At 72.4% G+C, this 12087-nt stretch carries 14 protein-coding genes and 1 pseudogene; 6 read left to right on the plus strand and 9 right to left on the minus strand.

What is annotated here, in order from left to right; translation table 11 throughout:
• Positions 1–37 precede the first annotated feature (37 nt).
• Entirely contained in the window at positions 38–844 is an 807-nt protein-coding gene (locus ACFPL3_RS31225; protein ID WP_343942118.1) for a maleate cis-trans isomerase family protein, read from the plus strand.
• Between the two features lies 1 nt (position 845).
• Entirely contained in the window at positions 846–2081 is a 1236-nt protein-coding gene (locus tag ACFPL3_RS31230) for an alpha/beta fold hydrolase (RefSeq protein ID WP_343942119.1), read from the plus strand.
• A gap of 149 nt (positions 2082–2230) precedes the next feature.
• Here the strand turns inward: ACFPL3_RS31230 and ACFPL3_RS31235 are convergent, their stop codons facing one another.
• From ACFPL3_RS31235 to ACFPL3_RS31245, 3 genes are all read right to left on the minus strand, one after another.
• Positions 2231–3469, minus strand: coding sequence for a glycosyltransferase (locus ACFPL3_RS31235; protein ID WP_343942120.1), 1239 nt, complete (start codon positions 3467–3469; stop codon positions 2231–2233).
• A gap of 87 nt (positions 3470–3556) precedes the next feature.
• Positions 3557–3856: a helix-turn-helix domain-containing protein gene (locus ACFPL3_RS31240; RefSeq protein WP_379589847.1), complete on the minus strand. Its 300-nt coding sequence runs from the start codon at positions 3854–3856 to the stop codon at positions 3557–3559.
• The gene (locus tag ACFPL3_RS31245; RefSeq protein WP_343942121.1) at positions 3853–4680 is read right to left on the minus strand and encodes a helix-turn-helix transcriptional regulator; all 828 of its coding nucleotides are present in this window, start codon (positions 4678–4680) and stop codon (positions 3853–3855) included. Before ACFPL3_RS31245 ends, ACFPL3_RS31240 begins: the two co-directional genes overlap by 4 nt.
• Positions 4681–4812: 132 nt before the next feature.
• On the opposite strand from ACFPL3_RS31245, the gene ACFPL3_RS31250 reads away from it, so the two are divergent.
• Entirely contained in the window at positions 4813–5256 is a 444-nt protein-coding gene (locus ACFPL3_RS31250) for a nuclear transport factor 2 family protein (protein WP_343942122.1), read from the plus strand.
• On the plus strand, positions 5253–6116 hold the full coding sequence (locus ACFPL3_RS31255; RefSeq protein WP_343942123.1) for an NAD(P)H-binding protein: 864 nt from the start codon (positions 5253–5255) through the stop codon (positions 6114–6116). Before ACFPL3_RS31250 ends, ACFPL3_RS31255 begins: the two co-directional genes overlap by 4 nt.
• A 15-nt stretch (positions 6117–6131) precedes the next feature.
• Here ACFPL3_RS31255 and ACFPL3_RS31260 read toward each other — a convergent pair whose 3' ends face one another.
• Positions 6132–6509, minus strand: coding sequence for an excalibur calcium-binding domain-containing protein (locus tag ACFPL3_RS31260; protein ID WP_343942124.1), 378 nt, complete (start codon positions 6507–6509; stop codon positions 6132–6134).
• Positions 6510–6809: 300 nt separating this feature from the next.
• On the opposite strand from ACFPL3_RS31260, the gene ACFPL3_RS31265 reads away from it, so the two are divergent.
• Positions 6810–6974, plus strand: coding sequence for an SDR family oxidoreductase (locus tag ACFPL3_RS31265; protein WP_379589850.1), 165 nt, complete (start codon positions 6810–6812; stop codon positions 6972–6974).
• 10 nt (positions 6975–6984) lie between these two features.
• On the opposite strand, the gene ACFPL3_RS31270 is transcribed toward ACFPL3_RS31265, so the two are convergent.
• Complete coding sequence (locus ACFPL3_RS31270) at positions 6985–7575, minus strand: TetR/AcrR family transcriptional regulator (RefSeq protein ID WP_343942125.1); 591 nt, start codon at positions 7573–7575, stop codon at positions 6985–6987.
• Positions 7576–7664: 89 nt separating this feature from the next.
• Here ACFPL3_RS31270 and ACFPL3_RS31275 point away from each other — a divergent pair, with 89 nt between their 5' ends.
• A complete protein-coding gene (locus ACFPL3_RS31275; RefSeq protein ID WP_343942126.1) occupies positions 7665–8420 on the plus strand; it encodes an SDR family NAD(P)-dependent oxidoreductase in 756 nt (251 codons plus the stop codon).
• 41 nt (positions 8421–8461) lie between these two features.
• Here ACFPL3_RS31275 and ACFPL3_RS31280 read toward each other — a convergent pair whose 3' ends face one another.
• The 4 genes and pseudogenes from ACFPL3_RS31280 to ACFPL3_RS31295 form a co-directional block, all read right to left on the minus strand.
• Positions 8462–9313, minus strand: a complete 852-nt coding sequence (locus ACFPL3_RS31280; protein ID WP_343942127.1) for an AraC family transcriptional regulator — start codon at positions 9311–9313, stop codon at positions 8462–8464.
• A 23-nt stretch (positions 9314–9336) separates the two neighbouring features.
• A complete protein-coding gene (locus ACFPL3_RS31285; RefSeq protein ID WP_343942128.1) occupies positions 9337–10248 on the minus strand; it encodes an MBL fold metallo-hydrolase in 912 nt (303 codons plus the stop codon).
• A gap of 98 nt (positions 10249–10346) precedes the next feature.
• Positions 10347–11552 (minus strand): MFS transporter, encoded by a 1206-nt coding sequence (locus ACFPL3_RS31290; protein ID WP_343942129.1) that lies wholly within the window; start codon positions 11550–11552, stop codon positions 10347–10349.
• 418 nt (positions 11553–11970) lie between these two features.
• A pseudogene (locus ACFPL3_RS31295) lies at positions 11971–12087 on the minus strand (IS30 family transposase); the annotation flags it as partial.

The raw sequence follows: 12087 nt of genomic DNA on the forward strand, positions 1-12087 counted from the left end.
CCGACCGGACCGCACGCCCCTCACGACAGGACTGACGATGACCGAACCCACCCCGCCCACCGGCCCCGGGGACCCCGGGAGGCCGCACCACCGCATCGGGCTCGTGGTTCCCAGCTCGAACACCACGGTCGAACGTGAGCTGCCCGCCCTGCTGCGGCGGCACCCGGACGCCGACTTCTCGTTCCACTCCTCCCGGATGCGGATGCACACCGTCTCGCCCGAGGAGCTGCGGGCCATGAACGCGCAGCGCGAGCGGTGCGTCGACGAGATCGGCGACGCCGGCGTGGACGCCGTCCTCTACGCGTGCCTCGTGGCGCTGATGGTCCAGGGCCACACCGACGGCGTCGGCGCGCACGAGCTGACCGAGCGCGCCGTCGTGGACCAGCTGACCCGCCGCGGTCCCGCTCCGCAGGTCACCTCCAGCGCCGGCGCGCTGGTGCACGCCCTGCGCGCGACCGGTGCGCGCCGCGTCGCCCTCGTCATGCCCTACCTCCGCCCCCTCGCCGAGACCGTCGTGGCCTACGTCGAGGCGGAGGGGATCACGGTCACCGACTGGCGCGCCCTCGAGATCGCCGACAACGCCGAGGTCGGTTGCATCGCCGGCACCACGGTCCTCGACGCCGCCCGCTCCCTGGACCTGTCCGGTGCCGATGCGCTCGTCCTGTCCGCGTGCGTCCAGATGCCCTCGCTGCCGCTGGTCCAGGCCGCCGAGGACGAGTTCGGGCTGCCCGTGCTGTCGGCCGCCACCGCCGGCGCGTTCACCCTGCTCGACCTCCTCGGCCTGCCCGTCGACCTCCCCGGAGCCGGGCGGCTGCTGACCCGCGACGCGAAGGCGGCCGTCTGACATGGCCACCAACCCCGGCCTCAACGTCGACTGGTACCCCGCCGAGCTGCCCACCGGCACCGGCATCCACGTGCAGACCAGCGTCACCGTGGACGACAACGCGGCCCGCGGCACGCTCTACGCCCCGCCGGGTCGCGAACCCCGCGACACCACGGTCATCGTGATCATGCACCCGCGGGTCGACATGTCCCGTCACTACCTGATCCCGGCCCTGCTCGGGGCCGGCCACGCCGTCTACGCCGTGGCCGCCCGCGACGCCGGCAACGATCTTCGGCTGGTCCACGAGCAGACCCTCCTCGACCTCGGTGCCGCCCTGACCTGGCTGCACACCCTCGGGTTCCGGCGCACCGTCGGCCTGGGCAACTCCGGCGGCGCCGGGCTGCTCACCTACTACGTCCAGCAGTCGGAGAAGGCGCCGGAGAACCGCATCGCCCGCACCCCCGCCGGCCGCCCGAGCTTCCTCGACCGGGCAACCCTGCCGACCCTGGACGCCCTCGCCTACGTCGCGCCGCACCCCGGACAGGGCACCCTGCTCAGCCGCTGCATCGACGCCTCGGTCACCGACGAGGACGACGCCTTCTCCGTCGACCCCGCGCTCGACCCCTTCGACGAGGACAACGGCTACCGGCCCGCACCCGAGAGCTCCGGCTACCCGCCCGAATTCGTCGAGCGGTACCGCGCCGCCCAGCTCGACCGCATCGCCCGCATCGACGCCCGGGCCCGCGACCACATCGCCGAAGCACGGTCCGCCCGCAAGAAGGTCCGAGCGGGTGACGGCAGCGCCGCCGACCGCCGCCGGGCCGGCACCGCGCGGCTGATCACCGTCTGGCGCACCGACGCGGACCTGCGTGCGATGGATCTGAGCCTCGACAAGTCCGACCGCGGATACGGGTCGGTCTACGGCCCCAGACCCGAGGTGACCAACTACGGCATCGTCGGCTTCGGCCGGCTCACCACGCCCGACGCGTGGCTGTCGACGTGGTCGGCGCACTCCTCGAACGCGACGATCGCGAAGGCCGGCCCGGACGTGACCCTGCCGACCCTGCTCATCGCCTACACCGCCGACAACTGCGTGTTCCCGAGCGACTTCGTGGCGATCACCGAGTGCATCGGCAGCGTTCACAAGCAGATCGAGTCCGTCGTCGCCGACCACTACGGGAACCCCGTCGGAGCCGCCGAGCACCGGCGTGATCGGGCGGCCGTACTGATCGACCGGTGGCTCGAGACCCTCGACTGAGGGTGCTCGTCGCGGCAGCGCCTGCGGTCAGCCGAAGGCGACGAGCGAGCAGGTGTCGGCCGGGGCGGGGTGCGCGGCTGAGGTAGAAGCGGCGCGCCGCGGTCGCGAGGTAGCGATCGAGTTCGGTGGCGCCTCGCCGGCGATGATCGTCAGCCCGAGCCGTCTGCCGGCGTGGGCGGGGTCGTGGTCTTTCTGTGCGGGTCGATCAGGTCGATGAGCTTCCTCGCCGCCACCGCCGCGCCGTCGGTGCGGATCGTGGCGCTCACCTCCGCGGCTCGCGCCGCGGTGTCGTCGCGGAGAGCGAGTTCGAGCGCGGTGGACAGGGACTCGACGGTCGGCGTCGGTCCCTCGTGGTGCGCGCCGATGCCCAGCTCGGCGACGCGCCGCGCCCAGTACGGCTGATCCACGATCTGCGGCACGATCACCTGCGGCACGCCCGCCACCGCGGCCGTCGTCGTCGTGCCGGCGCCACCGTGGTGCACGACCGCTGCCACCCGACGGAACAGCTCGCGGTGGTTCGCCTCGCCGATGACCAGGCAGTCGTCGCCCCCGTCGACCGGTGCGAGGTCGGCCCATCCTCGGCTGACCAGCACCCGGCGGCCCTGCGCGCGGATCGCCTCGACGGCCACCGCCGCAGCGTCGGGTGCAGAGGCCATCTGCATGCTGCCGAAACCCACGTAGACCGGGGGTTCGCCGGCATCCAGGAACTCCACGAGTTCCGCATGCAGCGGCCGGTCGTCCGGCATGAGCCACGCGCCGGTCTGCACGACGTCGAACCCCAGCGCGTCCTGGAACGGCCAGAGCACCGGGTCCGCCGCGAGCCACGGCCGGGCGGTGAAGCTGTGGTCGCGGACGTTGCCCACCGGCGGCAGACCGAGCGCGGCCCGGTGCGTGTTGACCGGCTCGCGGTACAACGCGTCGACCCGCTCGGCATCGATCTTCCACAGCACCCGGAGGTCCGTCTCTCCTGGCGGGAACGGCTTGCCCGGGCGTGGCCCCGGCGGGCGGTGCAGCGACGGCAGCCCGACCGAGTGCAGGGCGGCGAGCACGTAGTGGATGCCGAGGTGCTCGGTCACCGACCGCACGCCGGCAGGCATCAGGCCGCTCGCGACCACCGCGTCGCAATCCCCGGCCGCTGTGCCGACCACTTCGAAGTGTTCGGCGACCAGCGCGGCTGCCACCTCAGCGGGTGACGGCTTGGAGGCCACCAGCTCACGCACCGCGAAGCCCATCGGCACCGAGGCCACGCCGACCTCGGCCAGCCGGTCCGTGAAGTCCGGTGGCGCGCACATCCGCACGTCGACGCCGTGCGTGCGCAGCTCGAACGCCAACCCCAGCAACGGCTCGACGTCCCCCCGGGACCCCCACGTCGACAACAGAACTCGCACCGCAGCACTTCCGTTTCCCCAGGTTCTGACGTTCGAAGCGCGAATTGTGCTGCATTGACGGGGTATTGCCGCAAGGCCGGGGGCGTGTTATACGTTGAAGTGGGAAGACGATCGACTATCGGACCGTTTTCGCACGCCCGTCCGAGTGGCTCGGCCACAGGTCGAGCCTCCGTGCTCCGCTGCCCGACACGTCGAGATGGCGTGGCGGGCTAGTGCTTGTGTTCCCTTTTCGAGCTTGGAAAGCCGCGACTGCGTGGTGTTCAGGAGCGCGGCCACGTCGTGCTGGGTGAGGTTCTCCCGCTTGCGGTACCACCGGAGGATCTCTCCGACGTCGGAGCCGTCCGGAGGACCTGACGTCGCCTCTTGTGCCACCCGCAACCAGGTCATGACGGCTCGAGCCGGGCGAGCGCGGCGGCGCTCGCGCTACCGGGGTCGGCGGTGTAGATCACGAGCCGGAGGTCGGTGCCGGGCAGCAGCAGGGTGCGGCGCTCCAGCTCGAGCTCGCCGAGCTCGGGATGGCGCAGGCGTTTGCGCAGTGTCGGCCGGGGGCGCACGTCGTGATCGCGCCATGCGGCGGCGAAGTCCGGGCTGAGTGCGGCGATCTCGTTGACCAGCTCGCCGAGCGCGCGGTCTGCGGGGTGGCGGGCGCTGGTCATGCGTAGCTCGGCGGCGGACTGCCGGGCGAACTCGCCTTCCGCGCCTGCTGCTGCCGAGCAGAGCGTGTCGCTCAGCCGGATGGCCAGCCGCAGGGTGTTGCGCTCCTCGGCGGGCAGTGCTGCGAAGTCGGTGATCAACGTCGCCGCCGCGGCGTTCCAGGCGAGGATGTCTTCGCGCTCGTCGACCAGGTAGGCGGGGATCGGCCCGAGCCGGTGCAGCAGCTCCTCGGCGTCGGCGGGCACGGACGCGCGGTCGGTGTCGGTGCTGAGCGGGGCCTGTCCGGCCAACCGGGACAGGTGCTCGCGCTCCGTGGGGGTGAGCTGCAGCGCCGTGCCCACCGCGGCCAGCACCTGCGGCGACGGACGCGGTCCGCGGGCCTGCTCGAGCCGCTCGTAGTAGCTGGTGGACACGCCGGCCAGCGCGGCCACCTCTTCCCGGCGCAGCCCGGGGGTGCGCCGGGCCCGCCGGCCGGGCGGGTGGGTGCCGGGCACCTGGTCCGGACGCAGCGCTTCCCGCCGGCGGCGCAGGAAGTCGGCCAGGTCGCGTTTGCTCACCGGTCCAGATTGGCACGGCGGCGCCCGCGTCATCCACGGACCGGCTGTCCGGGGCTCACCTGTCGGTTCCACGGCCACGGCCCCGCGCCGAGCCTGGTGTGGTCACATCGCTCGTCACGTTGGAGGACCACGGTGCCCCGCACCCCCGAGGAGACGTTCCGCCGGCTGCTGGAACTGCTGCTGGCCAAGGACATGGACGCCATCGCCGACCTGTGGGCGGAACACGGCACCGCCGAGTTCCCCTTCGCCGAGGGCGCCGCGCCCGGGCGGCTGGACGGGCGCGAGGCCGTCCGCGACTACCTGGCCGGGTATCCGGAACTCATGGACGTGCAGTCCATCCCGGCGGTCACCGTGCACCACACGCAGCGGCCGGACACGATCGTCGTGGAGTTCACGGCGCACGGGCGCACGGTGCGCACCGGCGAGCCCTACCGGCTGGACTACGTCACGGTGATCACCACCCGGGACGGCCTGATCACCCGCTACCGGGACTACTGGAACCCGGTGGCCGCCGCCGGCGCGGCCGGCACGCTGCCCGAGCTGCTCGGCTCGCTGCGCCCGGAGGTGGCCCGATGACCGGGGTGCTGGTCACCGGTGGCACCGGGAAGACCGGGACCGTGCTGGTCGAGTTGCTGCGGGGGAGCGGTGTGCCGGTCCGGGTGGCCACCCGGCACCCGTCGGCCGGTGATCCCGACGCGATCCGCTTCGACTGGGACGACCCGGCCACCCACACGGCCGCACTGCGGGGGGCGGACCGCGTCTACCTGGTGCCGCCACCACACGCCGTGGACCCGCTGCCGCTGGTCGGGCCGTTCCTGGCCGAGGCGCACCGTCTCGGCGTGCGCCGGGTGGTGTTGCTCGGCTCCGCCATCGAGTTGCCGGACGCGCCCGGCCCGCTGGAGCTGGCCGCCCACGTGCGGGCCCGGCCCGGCTGGGTGGTGCTGCGCGCGTCCGGGTTCATGCAGAACTTCCTGAGCCCGCACCCGGTGGGTGATCGGATCCGGCGACACGGCGAGATCCGCACCGCCGGCGGCACCGGCCGGGTGGGCTGGATCGACGCCCGGGACATCGCCGCCGCCGCGGCCGCGCTGCTGACCGACCCCGACGGCCACCGCCGCAACCAGCGCGATTACCTCCTCACCGGCCCGAAGGCGCTCAGCTATGAGGACGCGGCCGCGATCCTCACGACCGAGACGGGCCGGCCGGTCCGGGTCGAGCACGTCGGGGTCGACGACATGGCGCGCACCTACCGGGCCACCGGGATGCCGGCGGCGCTCGCCGACGCTCTCGCCGCCGTCGACGCCGGCCTCGCCGCCGGGCGGGAGGACCGGGTCAGCACCGCCGTGCTGGACCTGACCGGTCGCCCGCCCCGCACGTTCGCCGAGTTCGTCCGTGAGCACGCGGCCGAGTGGACGAATCCGTCCCAGGCTGACTGAGGCAGGGTCTGTGGGTCAGTCGCCGGCGCAGCCCTCGCCGTCGCCGTCGCGGTCGAGGTGCCGGGCGTAGCCGGGGTCGCCGCGGCGGATCGGAGCGGCGCCGGCGGCGCGCACGGCAGCGCAGTTCTTGTAGTAGACGGAGCCACCTCCGGTGTCGTTGTCGTCGTCATCGCGCGGAGGCGCGGGGGCCCGGCGGTCGCGGTCGGGATCCGGGTCGGGATCCGGGTCGGGGGCGGGTGCGGGCCGGGTGGTCGTGGTGGTCGGGGCGGGCGCCGCGGTGGTGGGTGCGGATCGGCTGGTCCAGCTCGGGGCGGCGGTCCGGGTCGGCGTGGTGAGGGCGGGGGTGAACGAGCGGGCGGGGGCCGGCTCGTCGCCGCCGCTGCAGGCGTTCACGACACCGACGATCAGCAGGGCGATCAGGACCAGACAGCCGCAGCCGACGGCTTCATCCTTTTTGGCGGGTTTGCTCGAGCGCGTGCGTCGGTTGCGCGTGTTGCGGGTGGCCATGGGGGAGCGTGCGTCTCCTTCGGGGGAGTAGGAGGCGGGCGGAGGCCACGACCAGGGCCGGTACCCCGAAGGCGGGTACGAGCAGTCGGTGCACCCTGCGACCTTCCTGTGTTGGATGCGGGTGCGCATCCGGGCGACTGCTCGCGGAGCACGCGTGTCCCGTTACCGATCTCGCAGGCGCACGCCGTGGCCGGGGTTCCGCGGGCCGCCGCGACGGTGCTGCGGCGCCTCGCCACGCCCGAGGAGGTCGCGGCGACGGTGGCGTTCCTCGCCTCCGCCGACGCGTCCTATGTGACGGGGGCGCAGCTGCTCGTGGACGGTGGGTGGGCGGCGAAGAAGGACTCCCGCTGACAGCGTCGTGTCAGGTCGGTTCCGACGTCGGGCGCTCGCCGCCCGTCTGGACGATGCGCGACACCGCGGTGATGACGGCCTGCCGATGCGCAGCGAGGCGCCGCGGATCGTGCGGGTCGCCGCCATCTGCCCTGAGCAGGCCGTCGGGCGTCAGGTACCAGGCTTGTGCGACGGCGTAGATGAAGACGAGGAGGTCGACGGCGGTCAGCGGGCCGCTGTCGGTGCCGGCCACGGCGGTGGTCTTCGCGAGGTAGCTCTCCAACGGTTCGGATGCGGCCTGCGGGCGTTCCAGCTGCGCCCACATGTTGATCCGCAGCGCCGCGGGTTCGCGCTGGTGGTAGTCGAACAGCTCGCCCGCCCAGGCGGGTAGATCCTCCGGTTTCGGCGGGACCTTCGCGGCCATGGACGTGATCGCGCTGGTGAGTGCGGCGTCGAAGAGCCCGTCCTTGTTGCCGAAATAGGCGTAGATCATCCGGATGTTGGTGCCGGCCTCCCGGGCGACCCGTTCGACGCGCCCGCCGGCGTGGCCGTGCTCGGCGAACTCCGTGACGGCCGCCTGCAGGATCCGGGCCTTCGTCGCCTGGGCGTCACGTGCGGGCATGTGGTCTCCGTCTCGATGGGGGCGTTCGACGGCGGGCAGGTGCGAGGCTAGTCTAGAAGTAAATAACTTCTTACTTACTTGGAGGGTCGATGCAGCGGATCGCGATGGTGACGGGTGCGGACCGGGGGCTCGGGCGCAGCACCGCGCTCGCGCTCGCCCGGCGCGGTGCGAGGGTCGTGGTGACCTACCGGGGCGGCGCTCCCGGGGCGGCGCAGACCGTGCGGATGATCCAGGACGCGGGCGGCGACGCGTTCGCCACGCGGCTCGACATCAGCGACGTCGGCTCGTTCGCGACCTTCACCGCCGAGCTGACCGGCGAGATCCGCACCCGCTGGGGGAGTGCGACGCTCGAGGTCCTGGTCAACAACGCCGGGATCGGCCTGTTCGGCCGCCTGGAGGACGTCACCGTGGACAGCTTCGACGCGGTCGTGGGCACCAACGTCCGCGGCACCTTCTTCCTCGTCCAGGCGCTCGTGCCGCACCTCGCCGACGGCTCCCGCATCATCAACGTGTCGACCTCGCTGACCCGCCACGTCAGCCCCGGTACGTCGGTCTACTCGGCGTCCAAGGCGGCGGTCGAGGCCCTCTCCCGCAGCCTGGCCGTCGAGCTCGGCGCGCGCGGCATCCGCATCAACGCGGTCGCCCCCGGCCCGAGCGCCACCGACTTCAACGGCGGCGCCATGCGGGACGACCCCGACCTGCGGGGGACCCTCGCGGCGCAGACCGCGCTCGGCCGGGTCGGCGAGCCGGAGGAGATCGGCGACGCCATCGCCGCGCTCGCCTCCGACGACATGCGCTGGATCACCGCAGAGCGCATCGAGGTCTCCGGAGGAACCCTCCTGTAGAGGGCGCCGCCCTCGCTGATCGCGCCCGGGGAGCTACCGCTTCACGCCGGTGGTCGGGTGCGGTGCTGCTGCCGGTATCGACCGGCTGAGATGCCGTACTCGCGTTTGAACGCGTCGGCGAAGGAGTACGCGGAGCCGTAGCCGCTGCGCTGCGCGACGGCGGCCAGCGGGGCGTCGGTCGTCTGGAGCAGGCGGGCCGCCGTGGTGAGCCGCCACCACGTCAGGTAGGTGAGCGGTGGCTGCCCCACCATGGCCGTGAACCTGCGGGCGAAGGCGGCACGGGACAGGCCCGCGTGCGCGCCCAGCGACTCCACGGTCCAGGGGTCGGCGGGGCGTTCGTGCACGGCGCGCAGCGATCGCGCGATCACCTCGTCGTCGAGGGCGACGCACCAGCCGGTGGCCCGCGATCCCGCACGTTCGCGCAGGCAGGCCCGGATCAGGTGCACGAGGAGCACTTCGAGCAGCGCCGGCAGCACCACGTCCCTGCCGTGCATGCGTTCGTCCAGTTCGCCGCGCAACAGGTCGATCGACGCCTGGAGGCCCGGGTAGCGGTCCTCGTGGGCGGGAAGGCTCACCAGATCGGCGAGGTCCTGGAACAGCGGGTGCGGGCGAGCCCGCTCGAGCCGGTAGGTGCCGGACAGGAACCGGGCGGTGCTGCCGGTGGCGTTCCCGAGCGTGTGGGCGATCCCGTGGGGGAGCAGAACGGCGTCGCCCGGCTGCAGGGTGACCGCCTCGTCCGGTGCCGCCACCCGGATCCGGCCCGCGGTGCCGACGTAGAACCGGGCACCCTCGAAGGGCGGCACCTCCGTCTCCCACGACGGGTCCGCGACTTCCGGCGACAGGGACGGGCGCCCCACGCGCATGGCGCCGATCGCGTCGCTGAGCACGTCCATCGCCGGATCTTCCCCCACCCGGGTCAGGCGTCCGAGAACGGCGCCCATCGCCTGATCGAGACGTCCCCGTTCGACCGCACGACCTCGGCAGCACCCGCTCCGCCCAGGTGCGCCGGCACGACCAGGCTGTTCGTCGCGGCCGCCCGCTCCAGGACGCGCCGCCGGGACCGGGTGGCCTCGGTCTGATCCTCGCTCAGGCAGGTGTCGTGACCGGGTTCGATCATCTGCAGCGGGGTGTGGACGAGGTCGCCGACGAACACCGCCCGGTCGGTGCCGGACTCCAGCCACAGCACCGCCGAGCCGGGCGTGTGACCGGGGGCGGACTCCAGGACCAGGTGCTCGTCGATGCGGTGGCTGTCGCCCTCCCACAGCACCGCCTGACCGGCCCGGTGGACGGGCAGGACGCTGTCTCCGAACATGACCCCGGTGTCCGATGCGGACTGGAACGGGGACTTCGGGACGTGCCCGTTGACGGGGTTCCAGAAGTCGAAGTCGGCCCGGTTGATCAGATACCGCGCGTTCGGGAACGTCGGCACCCAGTCGCCGTCGACCAGCCGGGTGTTCCACCCCACGTGGTCGTTGTGCAGGTGGGTGTTGACGACGAGATCGACGTCCTCCGGCCGCACTCCGGCCGCCGCCAGCCGGTCGAGGAAATCGCCGTCGCGCCTGTCGAACAGCTCCACTTCGCGTTGCTTGTCGTTGCCGAGACCGGTGTCCACCAGAATGGTGCGGCCCGCGCTGCGCAGCACCCAGGTCTGCACGTTCGCCAGCCACGCACCGGTCTCGGAGTTCAGGAAGTCGGGCGCCAGCCAGGACTCGTGCCGGCGCCACAGCTCGGTGGGCACGGACGGGAACAGGACATCGGTGGTGGCGAAAGCACCCTGCCACTCGACCACGCGGGAGACCTCGACATCACCGAGGACGATCTTCTGCACCCCGTCACCGTAGGAAGGGGTGGTGAGACGCGAAATGCGTCGACGTCTCCCGTTGTTGAGGCAGCGTCTCGGTGCCTCAGCACGCGGCCGAGCAGCGGCTATTCGGCTCGGTCGACGCGGAGCGCCAGCAGGGTGAACACCGCGACGACGACGAACAGCCCGGCCAGGACGAGGTAGCCGAGGGTCAGCGAGACCGCGGCGAAGGCGGCTGCGGCCGCCGGGCCGGCCATGAACGAGATCGCCTGGGCGCCGGCGGCGATGCCGAACGCCGTGCCGCGCTGGTCGCGCGGGGCGCTCATGGCGATCAGCGTGTTGCTCGCCGGGAGCAACGCCGCCTGCAGGAGCGCGGTCAGCGCGAAGAACACCACGTAGGCGGCGACATCGGGGGACAGTGCGAGCAACACGTGCACGAATGCTGACAACGCCATGCCGCCGGCGATCAGCCACCTGAACCAGCCGGGCTTGGACAACCGCCGGACCGCGACCACACCCAGGACGCTGGCCACCCCGGCGATGGTGAACGCCACCCCGACGGCGCCGGTGGCCGCGTCGCTGTCGAAGCCGGCCAGCGAGAGCGGCGCCATCAGCCGCACCATCGACCCGGTGGCGTAGAGGACGAAGCAGATCAGGATCGCGACGGCGAACTGGACCGTGACCAGCCTCCGGTAGCTCGCCTGCTGCTCCTGGGCCGCCGTCGCGGCCTTCGGTGCCGGGGCGACGCTGTCGCGGGGGACGATGAACCACACCAGCACGGCCCCGAGCGCGGGCAGCAGCGCCGAGGCCAGGATGGCCCCCCACATCCCGAACCCGACGGCCAGGACGGCCCCGAGCGACGGGCCGACCGTGCTCCCCAAGTACTGGGCGGCGGTGACGGTCCCGAGCCCCTTGCTCAGCTTCGAATCGGGCACGGTCACGCTGGTCAGCGCCACAGCAGCCGGGATGAACCCGGAGAACAGGCCCTGGCAGGTCAGGGCGAGCGCGATGTGCCAGGGCTCGGTGGCCGCGACCATGATCAGCGTGGTCACCGTCGCGAAGAACAGGGCCCGGATGTACATGAGCTTCCGGCCGTGCCGGTCCGACAGCACGCCCCAGACCGGCCCCGCGACCAGCCGCGCGATCCCTTGCCCCGTCATCGCGATGCTGACCCAGAACAGGGCGTTCGCGTCGCTCGTCGCGCCGAGTTCGCGCATGTAGAGCGGGAGGAACGGGAACCAGAAGTTCATGGCGCAGGCGGCCATGAACGAGCCGGAAGCGATGGCGAGCACCGGGCCCGAGTCGAGCCGCCGGGTGAGCGACCTCCGCACTGAAGTGAGCGAGTGGGCAGAGGTCACTGCGACAACGTTAGCTTAGGCAACTAGGCCGTGTCCGGCAGTCAGTGCGCAACTGCACGCGATCGCGGCGATGATGATCACCGGGGCGGCCCCGCCACCCGCCGTCGACAAGGCCGGGAAGCGGTGCCGCCAACCGGGAGCGGCTGCTGGCCTCGGCAGTGACGACCATGATGCGCCATGGGACGCAGGTCTCGCTGGCGCGGATCGCAGAAGAGGCCGGCCTCGGGATCGGCTGCCGAACGGCGACGACTGGGACGCCAGGATGGCGCGCCAGATCGACTTCTTCATCAGCGCCGTCCGACGGTGAGGGCGCCGCCGGGGCCGGTGGGGCCCGAAATTGCGTCCCCTGGTCGTCGATCAAGGGGAAATGGTCGCTAGATGATCGGCGGTCTCAACTGGTTGTTGCAACGAGCAGCTCGTCGAGTGCCTGGGCGGGATTCTTCCATCCGAGGGTCTTGCGTGGGCGGCCGTTGAGTTCGTGGGCGACGGTGTCGAGGTCGGCCTGGGT

Source organism: Pseudonocardia zijingensis, from assembly GCF_042657305.1.
Taxonomy (GTDB): Bacteria; Actinomycetota; Actinomycetes; order Mycobacteriales; family Pseudonocardiaceae; genus Pseudonocardia; species Pseudonocardia zijingensis.

Bases quoted from the DNA above. Each gene is read 5' to 3' on its own strand.
- ACFPL3_RS31280 (WP_343942127.1), bottom strand. From the start codon at position 9,313: ATGGACGTGCTCAGCGACGCGATCGGCGCCATGCGCGTGGGGCGCCCG.
- ACFPL3_RS31270 (WP_343942125.1), bottom strand. From the start codon at position 7,575: ATGCCCGCACGTGACGCCCAGGCGACGAAGGCCCGGATCCTGCAGGCG.
- ACFPL3_RS31240 (WP_379589847.1), bottom strand. From the start codon at position 3,856: ATGACCTGGTTGCGGGTGGCACAAGAGGCGACGTCAGGTCCTCCGGAC.
- ACFPL3_RS31275 (WP_343942126.1), top strand. From the start codon at position 7,665: ATGCAGCGGATCGCGATGGTGACGGGTGCGGACCGGGGGCTCGGGCGC.
- ACFPL3_RS31255 (WP_343942123.1), top strand. From the start codon at position 5,253: ATGACCGGGGTGCTGGTCACCGGTGGCACCGGGAAGACCGGGACCGTG.
- ACFPL3_RS31230 (WP_343942119.1), top strand. From the start codon at position 846: ATGGCCACCAACCCCGGCCTCAACGTCGACTGGTACCCCGCCGAGCTG.
- ACFPL3_RS31225 (WP_343942118.1), top strand. From the start codon at position 38: ATGACCGAACCCACCCCGCCCACCGGCCCCGGGGACCCCGGGAGGCCG.